The following is a 22,931-nucleotide window of genomic DNA, read 5'->3' as shown; positions in this document are numbered from 1 at the left end:
AAATTATGAGAAAAGTGCCCTTGTACACAGCGATTGCCTTTTTGCTATCCGGTTGTGGTGGTTCAAATGAACGCAATCAGCAAAATGTTGCTCAAGTAACACACGTTAGTGTCGTAAACGCAAAAGCGCATTTACATAGCCCCACCAATTACTATGTTGGCCGAATACAAGCAATAGAGTCTGCAAAGCTGACGCCGAAAACCACCGGTTACTTACTTAAGAAGTGCTTTGAAGATGGCGCATTGGTTGAGCAAGGTGACGTTCTATTTACAATCGACCCCACGTCATACCAAGCTGCGCTTGATGCTGCTAGAGCGTCTATGAGCGAAGCGAAATCGGCGCTAGCACTCACGGAGTTGAACCATCAACGTAATGAAAATATGTTGAAAACAGGTGGTGTTTCTCAATCGCAGTTTGATTTCAGTGCCGCAGAATTGTCTCAAGCGAAACACCGTGTCGAATCGGCGCAAGCCAACCTAGTTATGCAGCAAGACAACTTAGAACAAACCCAAGTAAGATCGCCTTACAGTGGCAAACTAGGTAAGAGCCTTTTCTCTATTGGGGATATGGTTGGGCCTAACTTTGGGCCATTGATAGATTTGATCCAAATTCACCCGATTGAAGCAAGCTTCTCACTTAAGCAGACCGATGTCACCGCGCATGATTTCTCGCATCAAGGTTCGACACTCGTGTCACTTGAAATAGCAGGTGAAGTTGTCGACAGCGAAGGAGTACTCTCTTTTGTTGATAATAAGATTGATCCGCAAAGTGGCACGATTGATCTGGCAGCTACCTTCAATAATAAACAGGGGCAGTTGACGGCAAATCAATATGTTCGTGTTGGGCTTGCACCTACTCAATCATTAACTGGGGTTAAAATTCCACATGCTGCGGTACACCAAGATTACAAAGCGCAATATGTCATGACTATTGAAGATGGGATTGCGGTTCGTCGAGATGTGGAAGTGGCAGATCGCATTGGTCAAAATGTATTTATTACACAAGGTTTGGCCATGGAAGAGCCAATCATTATCGGTGGTCTACAGCGCATTAGAGAAGGTGCTCAAGTAGTGGTAGCGGAGTAGGTTCATGCTAAGTCAATTTTTCATCAATCGACCAAAATTTGCGTTTGTCATTTCGATCTTTCTGACGTTGCTCGGTCTGATTGCGATCAAAACCATGTCAGTTGCCGAATATCCAAGTGTGACACCGCCGCAGGTGCGTGTTATTGCCGTTCTACCGGGGGCGAGTGCTGAGACGGTCAAAGAGGTGATTGGTAACGCGATCGAAGAAGAAGTCAACGGCGTAGATGGTATGGTTTACATGCAGTCGCGTTCCACTAACGATGGCCGTTACTTCCTGAATATCACGTTTGATAACAGCGTCGACCCTGATATGGCGATGGTGAACGTTTCAAACCGTGTGGCGGTTGCGGAAAACATGTTGCCATTCGAAGTACGCGCACGTGGTATACGTATTCGCAAAGCGACCCCTGATGACTTGCTTGCCGTTGCATTTTACTCAAAAACCCAGTCAATGTCAGAGCTTGAGCTCAACTCGTGGGTGGAATCCAATTTCATGGAGCGTATTGCTCGTATTCCAGGGCTAGCGACCAGCGATCTTATCGGAGCAACGTATGGCATGCGTGTGTGGCTTGATATGGATCGCATGGCGGCACTAGATGTCAGCACAGTGGAAGTGAAGAATGCTATTCGTGAGCAAAATGCCGTTGTCCCTGCTGGCCGCATTGGTCAAGGTCCGAGCCGTGAAAATGCTGCACTTCAGTTTAATCTGATCACACAAGGACGTTTAACTAGTGCACAAGATTTTGAGCAAGTGATTGTCAAAACATTCGCCAATGGTAACCATATTCACCTTGCGGATGTGGCCGATATCGAAATTGGCAGTCAGTTCTACGATGCGTACGCCAACTACAATGGTCAAGAAGCCGCACTAGTCATGATGCAAGCGAACCCAGATGCAAACGCATTAGAAACGGGTGATGCGGTTAAAGCCATTCTAAAAGATATTGAATCCATTCTGCCTGCCGGAATGTCGTATGCCATACCTTACGACACAACACTTGCGGTAGAGGCATCAATTAAGAGTATCGTTGAAACATTGATTGTCGCGGTTCTGCTGGTTATTGCGGTGACTTACCTGTTCTTGGGCAATGTCCGTGCGACGTTAGCACCAGTAGTGGCGATTCCTGTCTCATTAATCGGTACATTTGCCTTTATGCAGGTGGGAGGCTTTAGCATTAATACCGTTACCCTATTTGGATTGATTCTAGCGATTGGTATCGTGGTAGATAACGCAATCCTCGTGGTGGAAAACGTTGAGCGCATTCTTGAAGAACAGCCACAGTGGTCGAGCAAAGAGGCGACCATTCAAGCCATGAAAGAGGTAACCGGACCGATTGTTGCTTCTACATTGGTTATGCTTGCGGTCTTTATTCCAGTTGCAATACTGCCAGGTATTACAGGCTTGATGTTCGCTCAGTTCTCGATCACGATTTGTATCGCGTTGGTGTTATCTGCAATTAACGCGCTAACTCTATCTCCAGCACTTTGTGCCATGGTAATGAAGCGAAATAGCAAGCCTGCGAATTGGTTTATCGCTTTTAACCGCATGTTTGATCGCGCCACCAACGTTTACGGTAAAGCCGTAGCACTGATGGTCCGCAAGAGTTTAGTGCTGGGCGTAACATTCATTGTCGCGATTGGCGCTATGGTCGTCATGAACAGTAAATTACCTACAGCGTTTGTTCCTGCTGAAGACAAAGGAGTACTTGCGCTCGCGATGTTCTTGCCTGACAACGCGTCTAAAGAGCGTACGCATGATCTGATCCGTAAAGCCGAAGCACTTTTGAACGAAGATCCAGCGATCGAAGATTATGCAGGTGCGATTGGTTTCAACGCGGTAACTGGTAGCGTGGCGTCGAACTCGGCGACCATGTTCATCAACTTAAAGCACTGGGATGAGCGCCTTGCACTCGAGGGGGACCATACTCAGGCTGCGGTTGCACAGCGTTTGAATCGTCAGTTACATGGCATCGATAAGGCGATGACGTTTACCATGGGTATGCCCGCGATTCCGGGTGTAGGTGCCGGTGACTCACTTGAGTTCATGCTGCAAGACACTGGTGGTCGTAACGCACAAGAACTGGCCAAGATGACTTACGCTATGGTCGCGGCGGCGAACCAAACTCCCGAGATCACCCGCGCGATGACAACGTATCGTGCTAACGTACCTCACTACCATGTAGACATTGACCGTGAAAAAGCGCGTCAAATGGGCGTAACGCTAGGCGCAATCAATGATGCGATGGCCACGCACCTTGCATCTTCTTACGTGAATGATTTTGCACTTAATGGTCGTAGCTACCGTGTGTTCGTTCAGGCAAAAGGCGAGCAGCGCAACGATCTTGATGACGTTCTACGTATCCATGTGCCATCAAATAGCGGTAAGCAGGTTCCATTGTCGACGGTGGCAACGATTTCACCGACACTTGAGCCAGATTTAGTGACTAGTTACAACATGCTACCAGCGGCGCGTATTCAGCTAAATGCCGCACCAGGATATTCATCGGGTCAAGCGATTGAAACGATGGAGCGCATTGCCGGTGAAGTGCTCGAGGCGGGCTATACATTTGAATGGACCAACATGGCGTACCAAGAGAAACAAGCGGGCGGTACAGCACAGATTGCGATGATGCTAGCATTGGTGTTCATCTACCTGTTCTTGGTGGCACAGTATGAATCTTGGGCGCTGCCTGTGGCAATCATCATCGTAGCCCCAACAGCTGCAGTCGGTACTTATGCGGCACTACTTATGGGTGGTCAGGCTCTGTCGATTTACGGCCAAATCGGGTTGATTCTGTTGGTATCGTTGGCAGCCAAAAACGCTATCTTGATGATCGAGTTCTCGAAAGTTAAGCGTGAAGGCCAAGGCCTGTCGATTGAAGAGGCTGCCATCCAAGGCGGTAAAATGCGCTTTAGAGCGGTTAACATGACGTCGTGGTCATTTATTTTAGGTATTTCACCTCTCGCCTTTGCACAAGGTGCGGGTGCGACAGCGCAAAACACCACCGGTCTTGCCCTGCTGGGTGGCATGCTGATGGTACTTGCGGTGGGCTCGATTATGACCCCAGGTTTCTATGCCGTGTTTCAAAAACTGCGTGAAAAAGTAAAAGCGTAATAAACACAGTCCTTAAGTTGTAAAGCGGAGCTCAATTGAGCTCCGCTTTTTTGTGTGAGTTATTTGATGGAATGAGCGTTGAATCTCGAACACCTATCTCGCGGCAATGAAATTTGAGAAGCGTAATGCATTTGAAGCCAAACTCAATGCAGTTTAACGAAGCCATAATTGTGGCATTTATTGGCCTAACAGTTATCGTTATGAGTGTGTTTTTTTGAGCGGTTAAAAGCGGACGTTGTACGAATTCCTGCGAGCCACGTTTTATCTTGTGTGCTCAAGGCTGAAGTGACGTATTACACGTCAGCGGTCACGGTTACCAAGGCACAAGTTCATACGCGTAGTAAGCCTCGAGCCCTTGTTCATTGCGCAGTTTATACGGCGTAAGTGAGCTAAAGTCTGCTCCTTTTTTCCGTGCTGTAAGCGTAGTTTAGCGACAGCAGGACTTGGCGGTGCGGAAAAGGCTAAGTTCGTAAAGCCATGACGCGTTCCTCCACCATAGAAACTGGCTGGGCGCATCATCTCAATCACATTAAACTTACCGACCATGATTAGCGACCAATTGAGTGTTGATCTTGACTCAGTGTATTGTCAAAGGTCGAATTAGCAATAGCGGCTGCGCTATAGCCGGAAAACATCGCTGTTAACGCGAATGCGATCGGTGAGCGTTTCATAAAGTTCTCTATGATTAAAGAATTTTTTTAACGTGCTTTAAGCTGTTTCTGACCTATCGAGGTTGCAACTGGACAAATTGCAAGCGTTGCTGGCATGCAAGTTGTGCGCGATAAGCGTCAATCGCTTCACTAAGGTTGAGCAGGCCTTTGCGGTATGCGGTGGCAATATGAAGACCATTGCCCTCCGTGAGTTGGGTTGGCCGTGAGATCATTTGTCTATTCATAAGGTAAGAGAACAGCAGGTGCATTTTCTCGTCATCTTGGCAAGAGAGAGGCTCATCATTGTTCAGCAAATAAGTCGCCATGCTCCGAGCTCGCTCGAGTAGCAGATTAAACTGGTCGTAACGCTTAAGGTTAATCACAACCGACAAGCGTTCTACCAATTCAAGTGCTTGGTGAATGTGTCTGACTTCGACTCGCTGCTGTTCTAGCGTATCTGAGACCAACTGTTCGACGAGTTCGATAATACGGTATTTCTCTATTGGGAAAATTTTTACTGTGTCGTCCCTAACATGAGCAATAATTTCCTGAAATAGCGTGACAAAATCTGTCAGTTCAGGGCGTTTTATGATCATGGTTTCTGTATTGTCTGTTGGGTTAATGTTGTTTACGTGAGTTGAGCGAGAACGACGATGTTCAACGTTCGGACAGTAAAGTGTAAACATGGTTTCGCTCGGTCTGGCTCGACTCTCGCTCAATATTGATTGGGTAAACGGAGTGGAGAATCAGCCGAGCGAATGTCACTGGTGTCGATAGCGTAAAATTGATATCCGATAAAATGGCTACATGGGCATGGAGCATTGCAGAATGTGCCATATTGTGGATAAAGAGTCTGGCTATAAAGTGTTGCGCACTGCTCCTATGTAGAACTACTCTCTTTGGACGACTCTAATTAAAAGAACCACTTCATGCCGATTTCGACACGCAGCTCAGGATCATTGTTAATTTCAGTACCGTCAGGCAACACAACATCGGCTGAGCCGTATTCAAAACGAGTCATTAACCATTGAGTACGGTCTGATCGAGTCGGTGCGCTGACAAAGAAATTCAGCTTGCTTGACTCCATCAATACCACATCGCCTTCTACTTTGAAGTACTCTGGCGAGAACTGAATGAAGCTGCCAGAGTCGCCAATTTCTTTGGTCAGGAACATGTTTAGCATGTAGCCATCTGCACTTTCACCAAATACGCTACCAGTGGTGTAAGCGATGTTCGGGAACACTTTTGCACCAAAGGTGTAGGCGGGGTTGATCAGACCAATGACACCTGCGGAAAATAGTGTCGTGTCTTTAAGGCCAGAGTCTTGTGCGGCACCCGCTTCGCCGTTTTGGTGAATTAAATCGGTTGAGAAACCAACACGAGGTACCACTGAGTTATCTAGCGCATGGACTTGAAAGTACTGCGCGCGCCCTTTCTGGTAGTCGGTTCCAAGTTTGTGTTTTCCATTAACTTTAGCGTCATCGTTGCCAAATGTACCTTCTGCAAAGCCAGCAAACTGAATGTTTTCTGACCATGCACCTGTCATCATTCCTGATACTCGAACGTCAGCATTGGAGTCTAGAAAGACGGCAGCTTGGGTATAAACGCGTGTAAGATCAGATGGGTTGATCACTTCGTTTTCTTGTTCTTCGGCAATCGCAGTACTGGAAAATGCGAAAATGAGTGAAGCGGTAACGGCAGTTCTATTCATGGTTTTACCTTGTGTTATTACCAGATTTTTGTTCCAACATGGTAGAAATGCATCCTTGCAAGGTCTTAAGTGAATTATGAAATAACGACGAGCGTATATGAAAAATGAGGAAAAAAGCTCTTACTTTCATACGCGTTGTGTCACCCAATTTGTAGGGTTATTAAAGCAAGAGAGCTTGCCTTGCGCTTTGCATTTTAGGTCAGTCGATTAGCCAGCTAGGACAATGGGGAATTTGTTGATTCTGGTCATCCTTTCTTAGGGGACTCAGTTTGTGATGTACGCGAAGATAATGAGCACAGTTGAGAAACGAGGACAGCGAATGCCAATAAAAGAGAGGTAGAAGGTTGTTGTGGTATCTAAAAATGCCGGCTGAGTAGGCCGGCATTTGATTCAAGCTAAGTACGGATGAGCATGTTGATCAAAGCAATCTAGTGCAAAACGAATTTCGTCTCGATTATTGCTGGTTAAGCCAAAAAATAGGCAAACGCCTCTCATATAACTGCGCGTTGCTTCATTAAGTGTGAGAGGTTGCAGAAGTCCTTGTTGAACAAATGGTTCGGCCAACGAACAGGACAGTGCTATCCAACCGCCTTGAGCGAGTAGCGCACTGACGAGATTGAGAGAGCTGATTTTTTCAATGGTGTTCGATACGCGAAAGCATCCCAAGTCACCTTCTTTAGTTTGGGGCAGTTCAAACTGGGTTTCGAGTCTTAGTCGCTCAATCGAAACATTATTTTGTTGTGCTAGAGGAGAGTCAGGGCTCACATAGGCACCAAGGGCTAGATTACCAATATAGTGCGAATCAATTCGAGCTTGGGTTCTTGGGGAATCTTCGGTGGACATAATCGCAATGTGACATTGGCCTTGCTCGAGGAATTCGTAAGCGTGCCCTCTTGAGGCACACGTTACATCGATAGCCAGTTGAGGGTATTGCTGTTTAATCTCCATAATGGCAGAGCTCATCCAGCCACTTGGGATCTGGTCATCATGCATTACGATCAGTTTTTCTAGTGGCTCATCGAGCAAGGAGAAAGCCGTGAGTTCAAAATCTTTGGCTTGTTTGCTTAAGTTAGTCGCCCGTGAAATGAGCTGGTGGGCCGCATTGGTGGGTTTGGCTTTTCTTCCCTTGATTTGGAACAGTTCAACACCAACCATATCTTCTAAGTTCACCACTTGCTCCCGAATTGTGCTGCGCTCTTTATGTGCTGCACGGGCAGCGGCACTGTACGAGCCGTATTGATAAACCAGAGTAAACGCGTGAATCTGTTCAATTGATATCATGGAGCAACCTTATAGCCGAAGATATATAAGATACTGGTTTGTGCTGCGATTGTCATGAGCAGGAGTTATATTATAAATCACCTAGCTTCGAGAATACTAATAGGATAAAAAGCCTAAACGTTTCCGCTTAGGCTTTGGTCTTATCCCGATAAATTGGTGTGCTTACTTTGCGTTAGCTAGTTGCTCTGCAACTTTGCGGAAGTAAGCAGGCGCTTTAATTTCACCGTAAGGTGGCACATAAGGTGTTGCTCCGAAGTAAACAGCTGCAAAGTCACGTGCTGGATCAACGTAGATACCTTGACCAGAGTTACCGTGTTTGTACATGGCACCATCTTCAAAAATGAAGTCGAACTGGTAGGCACCTTTCATTGGCTTTTCACCAAATAGACCAATCGCTTGGTTTTCTTTGTTACCTCCGACAAATGCGTCTGCGTTACCTGCTGAGCGAATGCGCTCAAGTAGAGTCGCTGTGACTACCTGCTCGTGGGCTACCTTATCCCAGCTTGGTGTGTACATAGTTGCGTACTTAGCGAAATCTTCTAGTGTCGAAGACATGATGGCTAGGTTTAGTGGTGTACCGTCAGGTGTTAAGTGAACCTGTAGCGGCATGCGTGCACCCAATTTACCCCAAATACGCTCTTCAGCAACGTCAGTCCAACGTTTATTGGTTGCGTTTTGAATCACTTGGCCCAGTACGTGCGTGTTAAGTGATGAGTAGCGGAAACGGTCGCCAGGTTTTTCGTTTTCTAGTGGTTGCACTTCTTTTAGCACGTCACGCCATGTTTCACCCTTAGTGCAGCCATTGGTAGTGCCGAGCGCAGAACTAATGAAGCGAACGAATACGCCTTCAGGGTCAAGGATAGATTCGTTGCTCTCTTCGTGCTCAAGACCAGCAGTATGGTTAACTAAGTCAAGGATAGTGACGTTGTCCCATGCTGTGCCTTTAAGTTCAGGTACGTATTTCGTGGTTGAAGCACTCATGTCTAACTGACCTTCTTCCGCAAGCATTGCCGTGATAAGGCCAGTCAGTGTCTTTGATGATGACATCCAAACGTGTGAATCCGTTGGTTTCATACCCGGGTATGCTTCGTACACCACTTCGCCTTTGTGGATCATCATCACCCCTTGGTGACGGAATGTTGGATGAACGAAGTAGTCATCCATCTTCAGCTCACCTTCGCTGTCAGTCTTAACAGTGATGTTACCGATTTTGTTATTGATATTGCGCGCCAATATTTTTTGCTCGGCCGCAGGATTAACATTGTCGGTGCGCATCACAGTGCTGAAGTTGGTCATGTAATAAAGCGCATGGTCACCACCCATTTGAGCATGGAAACTTTCGAAGCTGTCGTACGCGCCTTGCACAAAATCAAGTTCAAAAGACTGTTTTGCAGCGGTAACTGGCAAGTTTACCGAGGCACCCGGTGCACTTAGATATTTAGCTAAAGGATGATCGGCTGGAACATTCGCTTGCACAGTGGCTGACGTAAGTGCAAATGTTAAAGTGGTTAAGGCAAATTTCTTCATGATTTTTCCAAAGGACGTTATTTATAGGAACAAGATGTTTGTTTCGATGACTATGATAGCGTGAACGATCAAACAAAAAATTCAATTATGTATGGTTATCCCATACAAGTTTCGTTAAGCAAAGAAAAGCTCTGGGTAGGACAGAGCTCTTTGGCTTAGTCTGACTTTAGTTTTCGTTATTCAATACGTTCAATGATGGTCGCGATGCCTTGGCCCATACCAATACACATGGTTGCAAGGCCATAGCGACCGCCATGCTGTTCCATGATATTGATAAGAGAACCGACAATACGTGCGCCTGAACAACCTAGAGGGTGACCCAGTGAAATTGCGCCACCATGCAAGTTTACTTTGTCATCACGCTGCTCCCACAAACCAAGATCTTTCAGACAAGGAATCGCTTGAGCGGCAAAAGCTTCGTTGACTTCAGCAAAATCAATTTGGTCAATGTCTAATTCTGCTTTCTTCAGCGCTTTTTGTGTTGCTGGAACAGGGCCATAACCCATGATCGCTGCTGGTACACCAGCACTTGTCGCAGCAATAACTCGCGCTCTTGCTTTCAAACCGAGCTCGATGGCTTTTTCTTCGCTCATCACCAGTAGACATGACGCGCCATCAGACAGTGCTGACGATGTACCTGCCGTTACAGTGCCGCGCGGGTCAAACACAGGGCGAAGCGTTGACAACGATTCTGCTGTAGTCTCTGGTCGAATCACTTCATCGTGTTGTACTAAAATTGGTAGACCCGCAGCATCGTGGCCTAGTGTTGGGACAATCTCATTATCAAAGCGACCTTCAAGGGTGGCTTGATGAGCAAGACGATGAGAACGAGCGCCTAGCTCATCTTGTTCCTCACGAGGCACTTTATGCATCTTGCCAAGGGCTTCTGCAGTAAGTCCCATCATCGCAGAGGCTTGCGCCATGTTGCGGTTATATGGGTTCATACTGATGCCTTTTGTCATCGGCACGTGGCCCATGTGTTCAACACCACCGACAAGCACCACATCTGAGTCGCCCGCTTTGATGGCACGCGTTGCCATGTGCAATGCATCCATCGATGAACCACATAGTCTGTTGACGGTGGTCGCTGGCACGGTTTCCGGAAGGCCAGCTTGCAGGGCAGCAACGCGAGCTAGGTTAGCACCTTGTTCCTCAGTCTGTTGCACACAGCCCCAAATGACGTCGTCAATGAGTGCTGCATCAAGATTAGGTTGACGCTCAATCATGCTTTTCATTAGATGCGCAGACAGATCGTCCGCACGTACGTGGCGAAAAACACCATTCTTTGATTTATCCATAGGAGTACGGATAGCATCAACAATCACTACATTTTTCATTTTTATTCTCCTAATTAGGCGTAAAAGCTTTGGTTGTTATTGGCACGTTCAATCAGACCTTGAGGTATTGCGTAAAGTGAACCCAGTGATTCGTATTTTTGTGCTATTTCCATTAAGTTCTCGAGACCAAGGCTGTCCATGTAGTAGAAAATACCGCCACGGAAAGGAGGGAATCCCGTACCATACACAAAGGCTATATCGCCCTCTTGAGGCGAGTTGATGATACCTTCATCGAGGCAGCGAATCGCTTCAAACATCATTGGTAACATCATGCGCATAGTCACTTGCTCATCGCTAAATACCGCTGGTACGCCGCATTCATTGTCAAGTAGCGCTTGAGTATCAACGCTCAGTGACGGCTGTAAACGACCTTTACGGTCTTTACTGTAGCTGTAGAAGCCGTGTTCAGATTTCTGACCCAGTTTTTTGTGCTCACATAGCATTTCGATTAGGTTTACTAAAGGTTTACCTAGACGTTCAGGGAAAGCTTCGTCCATTACATCCATACAATGTTTGGCCGTATCAAGGCCAATCACATCAGCAAGGTGCGCAGGACCCATCGGCCATCCAAAGCCTTTACTCATGACTTTGTCTGCTTGCGCAATGCTGCCACCGTCAACTAGCAGTTGGTTGAACGCTAGGAAGTAAGGGGTTAAACAACGGTTAACCAAGAAGCCTGCACAGTCGTTAACCACAACAGGCACTTTGCCTAATTGGAGAACATAATTAACAGCTTTAGCGATAGTCTCTGTTGACGTCTTTTCGCCACGAATCACTTCGACTAGCGGCATACGGTGTACAGGGTTGAAGAAGTGGATGCCACAGAAGTTTTCAGGTTTTTTCAGTGCCTGAGCGAGCCCACTGATCTTCAGCGTCGATGTGTTTGATGCGATGATGGCGTTCGGTGCTATCTCTTCAAGTTGAGCCAATACTTTTTCTTTCACCATTGGGTTTTCAACCACCGCTTCGATGATCATATCGGTGCCTACCAGTGTCGCATCATGCAGCGTTGGCACGATGCGATTTAGGACATTACCCATCTCGCGTGGGGTCTTCTTCTTACGTTCAACTTGCTTCGTTAGAAGGTTGTTCGCTTCCGAAAGACCAAGATCAAGACCTTGCTTATTAATGTCTTTCATCACCACATCAATGCCACGATCTGCGCTCACGTAGGCAATACCGCCCCCCATGATGCCAGCTCCGATAACGCCGACTTGCGCTGTTTTACTCACTTCAGGCTGCTCTGCGTGTTTCTTAGCTGCGGCTTTTGCTGCCATGTCGCTTAGAAAAACATTCACTAGCGCGTCTGCCACTCCGCTCTCTGCACAAGCCACAATGCCCTTGGCTTCAATTTTCAGCGCGTCATCACGTGTACAACGTGCGGCGTTGAATACGGTATCGAGAATAATACCAGGGGCTGGATAGTGAGGACCCGCCGCTTTTGCCACCATGCCACGAGCGACATTGATGGACATCGTCAACTCTAGCTCGTTCATTGGAAGTGCTTGACGCTTTTCTTCTTGACGCGCTTGCCAATCCAGTTCACCACGTTGTGCACGCTCGATTACGCGCAGCGCTTGCTCAACCGGATTTTCTTGGCTTGGGTCGATGATGCCGTCTACAACGTGATCGCTTAATGCTTTTTCAGCCGAGAAGTTTCTACCCGTGGTCAACCAGCCCAGAGCAGTATCAACACCAACAATACGTGGAAGACGTGTTACGCCGCCCCAACCAGGCATAATGCCTAACTTAACTTCTGGCAAACTGATTTTTGCATCTGTTGTTGCCAAACGGTAATCAGCCAATAGAGAAAGCTCTACACCACCGCCTGCCGCCACACCATTGATAATTGCCACTTTAGGGCAATCGAGATCTTCTACGCGATTGTAGATTGAGTGAACCCAATCTAGGAACGGCGTAATCGCTGCGTCGCCCTCTTTGAATAATTCACGGAAGGCTTTTACGTCGGCCCCCGCACTAAACAGCGCTTTTCCAGAATGAATGATTAAGCCTTTCGGTTTGTCTTGTTCAAGTAGCGTAATACACACTTCAAGTTCAGTGAGTGCGGCATTGCGTAATGTATTCACTGGATCTTTTTCAGCGTTAAAAACCAGCTCTACGGCTTGCTTGTCGCCCAAAGTGCTTAGGGTGAAAAATTGACCTTTGTACATAATTGGGCTCCTTATTTGGCTAGACCTAGTTTTGTTGCTTTCTCATGAAGTTCATCTCTAAACTCTGGATGAGCAATGTTGATGAGTGCTTTCACACGTTGTGGGGTCGTTAAACCACGTAGGTCCGCTGCGCCGTATTCAGTGACAACAACTTGAGTGTCATTGCGAGGTGTTGTGATTGGTGTCCCTGCTGGAAGTGCGATACGAATATTTGACTCAAAACCGTCTTTGCCATCGCGAGTCGAAGACAGGGCTAGAATGCTCACTCCTCCTTTAGACATGCCCGCAGCACGAACAAAGTCGAGTTGACCTCCAGATCCAGAAATTTGTGAGAAACCCACACCTTCAGATGCGACTTGGCCAACGACGTCAACCATCACACACGTATTGATCGATACAAAGTTGTCGTTCTTTGCCACTTCATAAGCATCGACGACATCAGCCATCCCGCCCATTTCAATGGCTTCGTTGTTGTGTAGGTAGTCCATTACTTCTTGCGGTCCTGCAGCAAACGCAGTCACGATTTTATTCGGCTTGTAGTTTTTTAGCTTGCCGCTAACTGCGCCAGCTGTACACATTTCCATAAGAGATTCGGTAAACATTTCAGTGTGAATACCTAGGTCTTGGTGATCACACAGCGCCATGCCCAAGGCGTTGGAAATGGTGCCAATACCAATTTGTACCGTCATGCCATTTCTTACGAATGGGCTAACGTGCTGAGCGATTTGTTGTTCAAGTTCGCTTGGCTCCCCCGCTTTTGGCATTGCAATGCTGTGGTGGCCTTCAACGATAAAGTCGGCGTAGTCAACATGGACGAGGTTGTCTTTGTTGCCGATGAATGGCTGCTGATCGTTAACCGCAAAAATAACTTTCTTCGCGTACTTCAGCGCTTCTTTGCTGCCGACACCACCGCATGCCCCTAGGCTTACGTAACCGTCTGCATTCGGCGGTGTGACCTCAATGATAACTGCATTCGGTTTTAATGCTGCAAATGTCTGTTTGAAGTTAGAAAAGTGGAAGTTCATTACTTCAATATTCCCACCATGCTGGCACTTACGCTCCAACGGCCCCATAAACAGACTAACGTGTTTAAAATTCTCTTTGTATTGAGGTTTTAGGAACTCATATGGGTAGGTCATCAGGCCAGTGTATAGCTCACAGCCGTGGAATTGCTCTAGATGTTTGTCGAGTTCTTGAAGGAAGGCGACAGGCATTGACAACAAACCGCCAGCCCAAATTTTATCACCCGATTCAATTTTGCCTACTGCCGACTCTAATGAGATGATTTTTTCGGCGAATTGATTTTTCCAATCAGTCATAGTGATGCTCTCTGTTTTCGCATATTGAACTATTCGACATCGACTTCTCTACCGTGAAAATTTCCGATGCATCATGTCCAATTTGATTTATGTAGGGAAGAAAGTCCGTTTCACTGCGTACAGCTTACTCTGTTGATGAAGGTCAATGCTTTGCTTTTTAAGACAGATAGTATGCAAGTTGAGTCACTATTGACCTTTGTGTATTGAGCCACAAATTTAGGACATTCAATGATATGAATAATAAAAAATCCATGTTTGACAATGCGCTTTCTGTGCATGCTGGCTGGATGAAGCTATTTCAGCCGATAGCTGAAGCATCAGTGGTCGAAGCCATTAACTACAATGAAGAGGGTAGAGTAAATGTACAAGATTTACGCACCATTCTTTATCAAGCTTATAAGCAGAATGAGACACCAATAATGTTGGCCAATATCGCTGATACAGTAGAGTCGCTGACGTTTGGAAGCTTTTCGACCGCGCTATGGACGGCACAAGATCTCGATAGTTTGCTGAGTGTATTGCAAGAATTCGTGATCGTTTTGAGTGCGCCTGTACGGCTGAACTATAAGCGCGATCGCCAAGGTAATGCCGAGCTTTGGGTTATGGATGCGGAGTCGCTTGGTAACGATTCAAAAGTCAGTTACCTCGGGATTACGTTGTTTATCGCGGTTGTGATAAAAATTATTCACAAAGTACTCAGCAGTATTAAAGTGACGCTGGATGTTTGTTTGATCGAACATCGCTACCACGAGGCAGATAATGCGCTACTTGAAAAGGAAATGCGTTGCGTGATAGTGGAAGGCTCACCTATTCGTAAGCTGATTATTCCCAAACATTTTCTCTATATTCCTCTCGACCATAGTGACAAAAACCTCCATTTTTGTTGCATAAACCTATTGCGACAAGAAGCGGAACGTTTAAAAAAAGATGATTTGATTCTTCTGATTTATCATTTTCTCAACAACCAGAGTAATTTAGTGGACATCAATGGTCCTGTCATCGCAAATGCGCTGAATATGAACTTACGCACGTTAAACCGACATCTTGCGCAGCAAAACACCAGCTATCGAGGGGTGGTTGAAAAATACAAGCTAGAGAAGGCGCTGCACCTACTTGATGCCGGAAAAGTTAATATGACCGAAATTGCCTACCAACTTGGCTTTTCGGACTTAAGTACTTTCTCGCGCGCTTTTAAAAGGTGGACAGGTGTATCACCAATATCAATAAGGCAAGAGATTACGGAGAGGTAAGACTGAATATGATGCGTATCAAAGAATGTCAGGTTGTCTTGAATCGCTAATTGCCTGTCCTATAATGCCAAGCAATAAGCGTTGAGAGTTGTTTTAATACTCGCAGATTCTGTCACTGGTTATTTTGGTGACATACCAATAATGTGGAGTGTTCTATGTTAAAACAACAGCACAAAATTCTTTTTGAGCCGATGCAAATTGGCTCGTTAAAACTGAAAAACCGTTACTCAATGGCACCGATGGGCACATTGGGCTGTGTCGACGGCGACGGCGCGTACAACCAGCGTGGTGTCGAGTACTACATAGCGCGCGCTCGTGGCGGTGTTGGCTTGATTATCACCGGTGTACAAATGGTCGAAAACGAGTTGGAACAATTTCCAATGCCTTCACTACCGTGTCCTACCAATCACCCTACAGCCTATATTCGCAGTGCTAAAGAGATGACAGAGCGAGTACATACTTATGGTACAAAAATCTTTGCTCAGCTCACCGCTGGTTGGGGGCGTTCTTGTATTCCTGGTTTTACTCCAGAAAACAAATCGATTGCACCTTCAGATGCACCAAACCGTTTTGATCCTTCCATCCAGCACCGAGAGCTGACGACGGATGAAGTAAAGTACTTCATTGGTAAATTTGTTGAGTCTGCAGCAATTGCACAAAAAGCAGGCTTTGACGGTGTTGAAATTCACGCGGTGCACGAAGGCTACCTACTTGACCAGTTCACCATGGAGTTCTTCAACCAACGTACTGATCAGTACGGTGGTAGTTTTGAAAACCGTTACCGTTTTGCGGTAGAAATTGTGCAAGGTATCAAATCGGTTTGTGGTCAAAACTTTCCGGTCTCTCTTCGCTACTCAGTGAAAGGAAACATGAAAGGCTTTGGTCAAGGTATTCTTCCGGGTGAAGAAGCTGAAGAAGTGGGTCGCGACATGGAAGAAGGCTTGAAAGCGGCTAAATACCTGCAAGACGCGGGTTTCGATGCACTGAACGTGGATGCGGGTACCTACGATTCATGGTACTGGAACCACCCGCCTAACTACTTCGAACCAGGTATGTACAAACCTTACTGTAAGGCAGTATCAGAAGTAGTCGATGTGCCAGTATTAATGGCGGGTCGCATGGAAAACCCAGATCTAGCAGCTCACGCGGTCGAAAATGGCATCTCTGATGGTATTTCTCTTGGTCGCCCACTTCTGGCTGACCCTGATACGATAAACAAGATTCGCCGTGGTCGCTTTGACGAAGTGCGACCTTGTCTTTCTTGTCACTTAGGCTGTTTAGGTCGTATGGCTGAAGTGGGCAATTTGTCTTGCGCGGTGAACCCTAGTTGTGGCCGTGAAGAGGAGTTCCGCTTAACGCACACGCATCGTAGTCAGAACGTTGTGGTTGTGGGTGGCGGTGTCGCGGGAATGGAAGCGGCACGTATTGCGTCAGTACGTGGGCATAAAGTCACTCTACTTGAGAAATCGAAGCAACTTGGGGGCAACGTTATCCCAGGGAGCCAACCTCCATTCAAACACGATGACAAGTTACTTATCGAATGGTTTGCTGGAGAGATGCACCGTAAGAGTGTGGATGTGCGTTTTGACGTTACAGCAGATAAAGAGACAATCGAATCGTTTAATCCAGACAGCGTTATTTTTGCTACGGGATCCCGTCCATTACAGCCAAATTGGTTGTTTGGTCAAGATAAGCCGCATGTGATCGTTGCAGAAGATATGTTGATGAATCCAGATAAGATCTCTGGAGACAAAGTCACCGTAGTTGGTGGTGGCTTAGTAGGCGCTGAGGCTGCGTTGTGGATGGCTCAACAGGGTAAAGCTGTTACGTTGATTGAAGCAAGTGACGATATTATCGGTGGCCCTCATGGGACCTGTTTTGCCAATTATCAGATGCTTAAAGAGTTGTTAGTGAATGAACAAGTCAACGTACTTACGTCAACTTCATTGAAAACTATCACAGACACTGGTGTTGTAGTTAAATCTGATCAAAGCGACATAGAAATTTTATCGAATCATGTTGTATTGGCACTCGGCTACAAATCTGAAGACCACCTGCACGAGGCGCTAATCAATGAACTGGATGTAGATCATGTATTTAATATTGGTGATAGTCAGGAAGCGCGTACTATCATGACTGCTATTTGGGATGGGTTTGAAGTCGCTCGAACGCTTTAATTAGTGGGCTTTGGCTTATGCGAATGCCGCTAACAATAAAAGTATTTAAACGCCATTAAATACCGTAACAAATTGATTTATATGTACACATAGAAAAAGGGCTAAACGATGTTTCGTTCAGCCCTCTCCTATCAAACTAACACTTTCTATTGATTAGTCATCGGCGTTTTACTCTGCAGTAACTTACTGCTGTGCTAGTGGGTCATTTGCCACAACCACAGAGAATGAATTTCCATTATATGAGCTCGCTTCATTGAGATCAGAATCTAAATTCGTATCAACTGCATAGCCCTCAAAATCGTCAGAAAACAATTCATTCGTACCATCTGTATCGGTATAAACTTTATAGTTATCTACATACAATGTTGTGTCTGCCATACCAGAATTAGACGAGAATTTAATGGCGGTAGCTGTCACTTCTACACCCTTGTTTTGCCTGTTCAAAGGCCGCTTCGTCGTATGATTTAGTACTAAAAAAAGCAATGTTGAGCATAATTTTTCCTCATCACATAAATTCTTAGATCTTTATAGCACGATTGATGAGGCCAATTGCAAGCGATTTTTATTCAATACAGTAGTCCATAAGCCCTTGTTTTATATAGCCATACAACTAACATTGTCTTATATCACTTCCTTAAAAGAGTTCTGGGAAGCCATTTTTAAACCAAAAACTGTGCAAGAAATAACAAGTTAACCCAAGATCTAGATCACATTATTTTAGGTTGAGTCGTTTTAGCAACCTATGCAAATTTGCAGGATACACCCCCAACTGATTAGCTGTTTCCGATAGCTTTTTATCATTATCCATATACGCCTTTTCAACAAAATGATGTTTGAACGCCTCCGTGGCGTCTTTGAGAGTCATTTTATGGCTCGTTGACATAGCCGACATATCGAGTTCTGATGTTTGAATAGGTTCTGATACGGGATTAGAGACGGAGGTCAGGTTATCCCCCAAATGAAAATGATGAGGATGCAGAACCAGATGAAGTTGCTGACTTTCTGCCTTGGCAACCACAGCAGCTCGATTCATTGCATGCTCCAGCTCGCGCACATTCCCCTCCCATCGGTAATTAAGAAGCAGCCCATGAACGGAACGGTGCAATTGGATACTAGAAACATTCAACTTATGCTGACAGCGCTCCGCAAAAAAGCCAGCCAACAGAATGACGTCTTTTCCTCTTTCTCTAAGGGGAGGAACAAATATCGGGAACACACTCAGGCGATGATATAGATCCGCTCTAAACTGCCCCGCCTTAACTTCTTCATGTAGCACCTTATTGGTCGCAGCCACAATACGTACATCTACTTTTATATTGCGATCGTCGCCAACTCGCTGAATGTCACCATATTGCAGTGCCCGCAGCAATTTCGCTTGCAGACCAAGAGACAGCTCTCCGATTTCATCAAGAAATAGTGTGCCCTTGTTTGCCAGTTCGAATTTCCCTTTTCGATGACTGATCGCCCCTGTAAACGCACCTTTAATGTGCCCGAATAGCTCACTTTCAGCCACCGATTCAGGCAGCGCTGCGCAATTCAAATACACAAAGGCCTCTTTGCTACGTTGTGACTCAGAGAAAATCGCTTGAGCGACCAACTCTTTACCCACTCCCGTCTCCCCCAAAATTAGAACAGATAGATCGGTAGAAGCCACCGCTTCAATGTGATTCTTTAACTCAAGCATTCCCGTAGATTGGCCTATCATGTCTTGCTTATTGGAGTTAAAACGTTTTGAACGCGCAGGCGCTGAATTCAAATCTGCTGCTTTTTCTAGCTTCTCCATCAACAGCGCGGTATGCAAACTATTCGATGCCAATGCACTAATAAGTCGAAGATTATCATCATCAAATTGATCAAATTGAGCGGGGTCAAACGCATCAATGGTAACCGCACCAATAAGACGTTCATCATGCAATAAGGGCAAGCCCACACACGCATGGACTTCAAGGTTACCGTCGTGATTAGGGATCAAGGCATCGTAAGGGTCAGGTAAGTCACTGTCGCTTGGGAACCGAACGATGTCTCCAGCCCTTGCAATGGCTTCAAACCTTGGATGTTGCTCAATCGCGAATCGCCGACCTAAAACGTCTTCACTTAACCCGTTAGTTGCTAAAGGAATGAAGTTTTGATCTTTGTAAAGAAGAAGCGCAGACGCATCACACAACAGCATATGACGAACCGTAGATAGCAATCGATCAAAGCGATCTTTTTCTGAAATACCAGATGTAATATCCAGCGCCACTTGCAACCATTCATTCTTAAACTGTTTCATGCTACTCCTCTTAACTCTTCAACCGTCACTACCTTACTGCCATACTGCCATACTGCCATACTGCCATACTGCCATAGACCACTTAACTACCTGCCCCTTAACGTTACTCAAAATGGTAACTTATATCATAGAGATAATTGATTATCTTATAGATAAAGTTGAATCAATATCATTATGATAAAATATCACGTTAACAATAAAATAAACACCAAATAAACAACAAGTTACAGTCATCGTAATTATTGGCACAAGCTATGCACTATAAGGAGCAATCTCACTAAATCATATAGATTAAAAGGTAGTACTATGACGATTCACGTTAAAAACAACATCCATTGGGTTGGCCAACGCGACTGGGAAGTTCAAGATTTTCATGGCACGGAATACAAAATAACAAAAGGCACAAGCTATAACAGCTACCTTATACGTGAAGAAAAAACAGTACTGATTGATACCGTTGACCATCGTTTCAGCCACCAGTTCATCCAAAACCTAGAGATGGAAATTGACCTAGATTCTATCGACTATATTGTCATGAACCATGCTGAAGAAGACCACTCCGGCGCTCTTTCTGATTTAATGGCACGCATTCCAAACACGCCGATTTACTGCACTGAAGCGGCGATTGACTCTATCGTTGGTCACCACCACCATCCAGAATGGAATTTCCAAACCGTTAAAACTGGCGACTCGCTTGATATTGGTAACGGAAAACAGTTGGTGTTTGTTGAAGCGCCGATGCTGCATTGGCCTGATAGCATGATGACCTACTTAACCGGAGATGCGGTGTTGTTCAGCAATGACGCTTTTGGGCAACACTATTGCGACGAGCGCCTATTCAACGATGAAGTCGACCAAACTGAATTAATGGATCAATGCTTGCGCTATTACTCAAACATCTTAACGCCGTTCAGTAGCCTAGTAACGGCTAAGATCCACGAAGTACTGAGCTTCAACTTACCCGTTGATATGATCGCCACATCTCACGGCATTGTATGGCGCGACAATCCGACTCAAATTATTGAAAAATACTTAGAGTGGGCAGATGCATATCAAGAAGATCGTATCACCATTTTTTACGACTCCATGTCTAACAATACCCGTATGATGGCCGATGCCATAGCCCAAGGTATTCACGATGTTGATCCTGGTGTTGCGGTGAAGGTATTCAACACTTCGCGCCATGACAAAAACGAAATCCTTGCCAATGTCTTCCGATCCAAAGGCGTACTAGTGGGTTCATCAACCATGAATAATGTGATGATGCCAAAAATTGCAGGCATGCTAGAGGAAATGACGGGCTTACGTTTTAAAGAGAAAAAAGCGGGCGCATTTGGTAGCTATGGTTGGAATGGTGGAGCAGTCGATCGCATTCACTCTCGTTTAACCGATGCTGGTTTTCAGATGACGGAAGGCTTAAAAGCCAAATGGAAACCCGATGGTAAAGCACTGCGTGTATGCCGAGAACACGGTCAGCGTGTTGCCAAGTTATGGGCGCTCAACGCTATCAATGTAGAGCCGATCAACACTGAATCGAATGCGGACTTGCTTAATAATCAAGAAGCAATGCATGTACCTTCAGAAGTTAGTGATACAAGCACTTCTCTAGAGACAAAGCAAAGCCACGGCCCTGACTGCCAATGCATGATCTGTACCGTATGTAATTGGATCTATGACCCAAAAGTTGGCGAACCGAACCAAGGCGTAGAGGTAGGAACACCATGGGCTGAAGTACCTGATTATTTCTTATGCCCTGAATGCAACCTTGGCAAAGATGTGTTTGTTCCCCATAGCAAAGAGGAAGTGGCATAATGTCGGACTGCAACTTCAAAGCAAATAGCACGCAAGACCCGATTGTTATTATTGGCAGCGGTTTTGCGGCTTATCAATTGGTGAAAGCGATTCGCCGCCAAGACAAAAACATCAACATTTCAGTCATCACGGCCAACGATGGGCACGATTACAATAAGCCAGACTTAAGCCATGTATTCTCGAAGAAACAGGCAATACAAGATCTCATTGTTGCATCAGGAGAAGAGTTTGCTAAACAACATGATATTCAGCTATTTAGCCACAAGAAAGTAAGCGCCATTAATACAGATGAACGATACATCAGCTTTGATGGTGGCCAAATGAACTATGCAAAATTGGTGTTAGCAACAGGCGCAAACACGTTCGTTCCACCCATTCAAGGGAACAATGCCCATTCAATTGTTACGCTAAATAGCCTAGAAGAGTTTGCGACTCATGCTGAATCAATCACCAATGCAGACCATGTTGTGGTGCTTGGCGGTGGTTTAATTGGGGTTGAAATTGCGTTAGATCTTGCCAATGCTGGCAAACGAGTCTCGCTGGTTGAGCCTGCTTCAACGCTAATGGAAAATCAATTACCTGAACTCATCGCTCTGAAATTATCTTTGCACATGCAAAACAAAGACATATCAATCTACACCGAATCACGCATAGAACGCATAAATGCACACGAAACGAAATCCACAGTTTTGCTCTCTAATGGTAAAGAACTTCACGTTGACCAAGTCATTGCTTGCGCTGGATTACGGGCCAATACCTTTCTTGCACGAGAAGCGGGGCTTAAAATAAACAAAGGCATTATCGTAGACGGTACTATGCAAACGTCCACGCGGCATGTCTTTGCTATAGGAGATTGTGCAGAATTTAAAGGCGAAGTGCGGGCGTATCTACAACCGGCGTTAATCAGTGCAAATACGTTAGCCAAAACACTCTTAGGTGATAAAGCTGATGTTGTATTGCCAAAGATGATGGTTAAAGTAAAAACACCAAGCTACCCAATCCAGTTTGGCGGAATTACCTCCGGGCAAGAGGTTGAACGTTGGCAACTGGAAGTCACATCCGACGGGATAGTTGCCAAAGCAATTAATAGCGAGAATAAATCCATTGGTTTTGTAACGACGCAACGAATGGTGCCCCAATCCTTTTCTCTTTTAAGGGAAATCGTTTAAACCTGAAAGGGTACGTGTTTAGATCGCAACATCAAAGATAGCAACATCAAAAACA

16 protein-coding genes are annotated in these 22,931 nt (G+C 45.6%); 6 read left to right on the top strand and 10 right to left on the bottom strand.

Features of this window, described 5'->3' with window-relative positions; genetic code table 11:
• Nucleotides 1-5: 5 nt before the first annotated feature.
• Together QWZ04_RS11505 and QWZ04_RS11500 are read left to right on the top strand one after the other, a co-directional pair.
• Nucleotides 6-1,085, top strand: coding sequence for an efflux RND transporter periplasmic adaptor subunit (locus QWZ04_RS11505; RefSeq protein WP_290328094.1), 1,080 nt, complete (start codon nucleotides 6-8; stop codon nucleotides 1,083-1,085).
• Between the two features lie 4 nt (nucleotides 1,086-1,089).
• Nucleotides 1,090-4,200 (top strand): efflux RND transporter permease subunit, encoded by a 3,111-nt coding sequence (locus tag QWZ04_RS11500; RefSeq protein ID WP_290328092.1) that lies wholly within the window; start codon nucleotides 1,090-1,092, stop codon nucleotides 4,198-4,200.
• Between the two features lie 548 nt (nucleotides 4,201-4,748).
• Here QWZ04_RS11500 and QWZ04_RS11495 read toward each other — a convergent pair.
• From QWZ04_RS11495 to QWZ04_RS11460, 8 genes are all read right to left on the bottom strand, one after another.
• Complete coding sequence (locus QWZ04_RS11495; protein ID WP_290328090.1) at nucleotides 4,749-4,871, bottom strand: hypothetical protein; 123 nt, start codon at nucleotides 4,869-4,871, stop codon at nucleotides 4,749-4,751.
• Nucleotides 4,872-4,924: 53 nt separating this feature from the next.
• A complete protein-coding gene (locus QWZ04_RS11490; RefSeq protein ID WP_290328088.1) occupies nucleotides 4,925-5,536 on the bottom strand; it encodes an acyltransferase in 612 nt (203 codons plus the stop codon).
• Between the two features lie 227 nt (nucleotides 5,537-5,763).
• Nucleotides 5,764-6,561: a hypothetical protein gene (locus QWZ04_RS11485; RefSeq protein ID WP_290328086.1), complete on the bottom strand. Its 798-nt coding sequence runs from the start codon at nucleotides 6,559-6,561 to the stop codon at nucleotides 5,764-5,766.
• A 390-nt stretch (nucleotides 6,562-6,951) separates the two neighbouring features.
• The gene (locus tag QWZ04_RS11480) at nucleotides 6,952-7,842 is read right to left on the bottom strand and encodes a LysR family transcriptional regulator (RefSeq protein ID WP_290328084.1); all 891 of its coding nucleotides are present in this window, start codon (nucleotides 7,840-7,842) and stop codon (nucleotides 6,952-6,954) included.
• 162 nt (nucleotides 7,843-8,004) lie between these two features.
• Nucleotides 8,005-9,369, bottom strand: coding sequence for a serine hydrolase domain-containing protein (locus QWZ04_RS11475; protein ID WP_290328083.1), 1,365 nt, complete (start codon nucleotides 9,367-9,369; stop codon nucleotides 8,005-8,007).
• A gap of 176 nt (nucleotides 9,370-9,545) precedes the next feature.
• The gene (gene fadA / locus QWZ04_RS11470; RefSeq protein WP_290328080.1) at nucleotides 9,546-10,706 is read right to left on the bottom strand and encodes an acetyl-CoA C-acyltransferase FadA; all 1,161 of its coding nucleotides are present in this window, start codon (nucleotides 10,704-10,706) and stop codon (nucleotides 9,546-9,548) included.
• A 14-nt stretch (nucleotides 10,707-10,720) separates the two neighbouring features.
• A complete protein-coding gene (fadB, locus tag QWZ04_RS11465; protein WP_290328079.1) occupies nucleotides 10,721-12,877 on the bottom strand; it encodes a fatty acid oxidation complex subunit alpha FadB in 2,157 nt (718 codons plus the stop codon).
• Nucleotides 12,878-12,888: 11 nt separating this feature from the next.
• Nucleotides 12,889-14,196, bottom strand: coding sequence for an acetyl-CoA hydrolase/transferase family protein (locus QWZ04_RS11460; RefSeq protein WP_290328077.1), 1,308 nt, complete (start codon nucleotides 14,194-14,196; stop codon nucleotides 12,889-12,891).
• Nucleotides 14,197-14,429: 233 nt separating this feature from the next.
• Between QWZ04_RS11460 and QWZ04_RS11455 the strand changes: the two genes are divergently transcribed.
• Nucleotides 14,430-15,446 (top strand): helix-turn-helix domain-containing protein, encoded by a 1,017-nt coding sequence (locus QWZ04_RS11455; RefSeq protein ID WP_290328075.1) that lies wholly within the window; start codon nucleotides 14,430-14,432, stop codon nucleotides 15,444-15,446.
• 155 nt (nucleotides 15,447-15,601) lie between these two features.
• Nucleotides 15,602-17,623 (top strand): oxidoreductase, encoded by a 2,022-nt coding sequence (locus QWZ04_RS11450; RefSeq protein ID WP_290328073.1) that lies wholly within the window; start codon nucleotides 15,602-15,604, stop codon nucleotides 17,621-17,623.
• 183 nt (nucleotides 17,624-17,806) lie between these two features.
• Here the strand turns inward: QWZ04_RS11450 and QWZ04_RS11445 are convergent, their stop codons facing one another.
• Nucleotides 17,807-18,040, bottom strand: coding sequence for a hypothetical protein (locus tag QWZ04_RS11445; protein WP_290328071.1), 234 nt, complete (start codon nucleotides 18,038-18,040; stop codon nucleotides 17,807-17,809).
• Nucleotides 18,041-18,335: 295 nt separating this feature from the next.
• On the bottom strand, nucleotides 18,336-19,895 hold the full coding sequence (gene norR / locus QWZ04_RS11440) for a nitric oxide reductase transcriptional regulator NorR (protein ID WP_290328069.1): 1,560 nt from the start codon (nucleotides 19,893-19,895) through the stop codon (nucleotides 18,336-18,338).
• A 306-nt stretch (nucleotides 19,896-20,201) separates the two neighbouring features.
• Here norR and norV point away from each other — a divergent pair, with 306 nt between their 5' ends.
• Together norV and norW are read left to right on the top strand one after the other, a co-directional pair.
• Complete coding sequence (norV, locus tag QWZ04_RS11435; RefSeq protein WP_290328068.1) at nucleotides 20,202-21,707, top strand: anaerobic nitric oxide reductase flavorubredoxin; 1,506 nt, start codon at nucleotides 20,202-20,204, stop codon at nucleotides 21,705-21,707.
• Nucleotides 21,707-22,876, top strand: a complete 1,170-nt coding sequence (norW, locus tag QWZ04_RS11430) for an NADH:flavorubredoxin reductase NorW (protein ID WP_290328066.1) — start codon at nucleotides 21,707-21,709, stop codon at nucleotides 22,874-22,876. Before norV ends, norW begins: the two co-directional genes overlap by 1 nt.
• Nucleotides 22,877-22,931: the final 55 nt, after the last annotated feature.

Source organism: Vibrio tapetis subsp. quintayensis, assembly GCF_030409945.1.
Classification (GTDB): domain Bacteria; phylum Pseudomonadota; class Gammaproteobacteria; order Enterobacterales; family Vibrionaceae; genus Vibrio; species Vibrio quintayensis.
The sequence above is the reverse complement of the archived record's forward strand: the minus strand, read 5'-3'. Positions and strand labels throughout refer to the sequence as shown.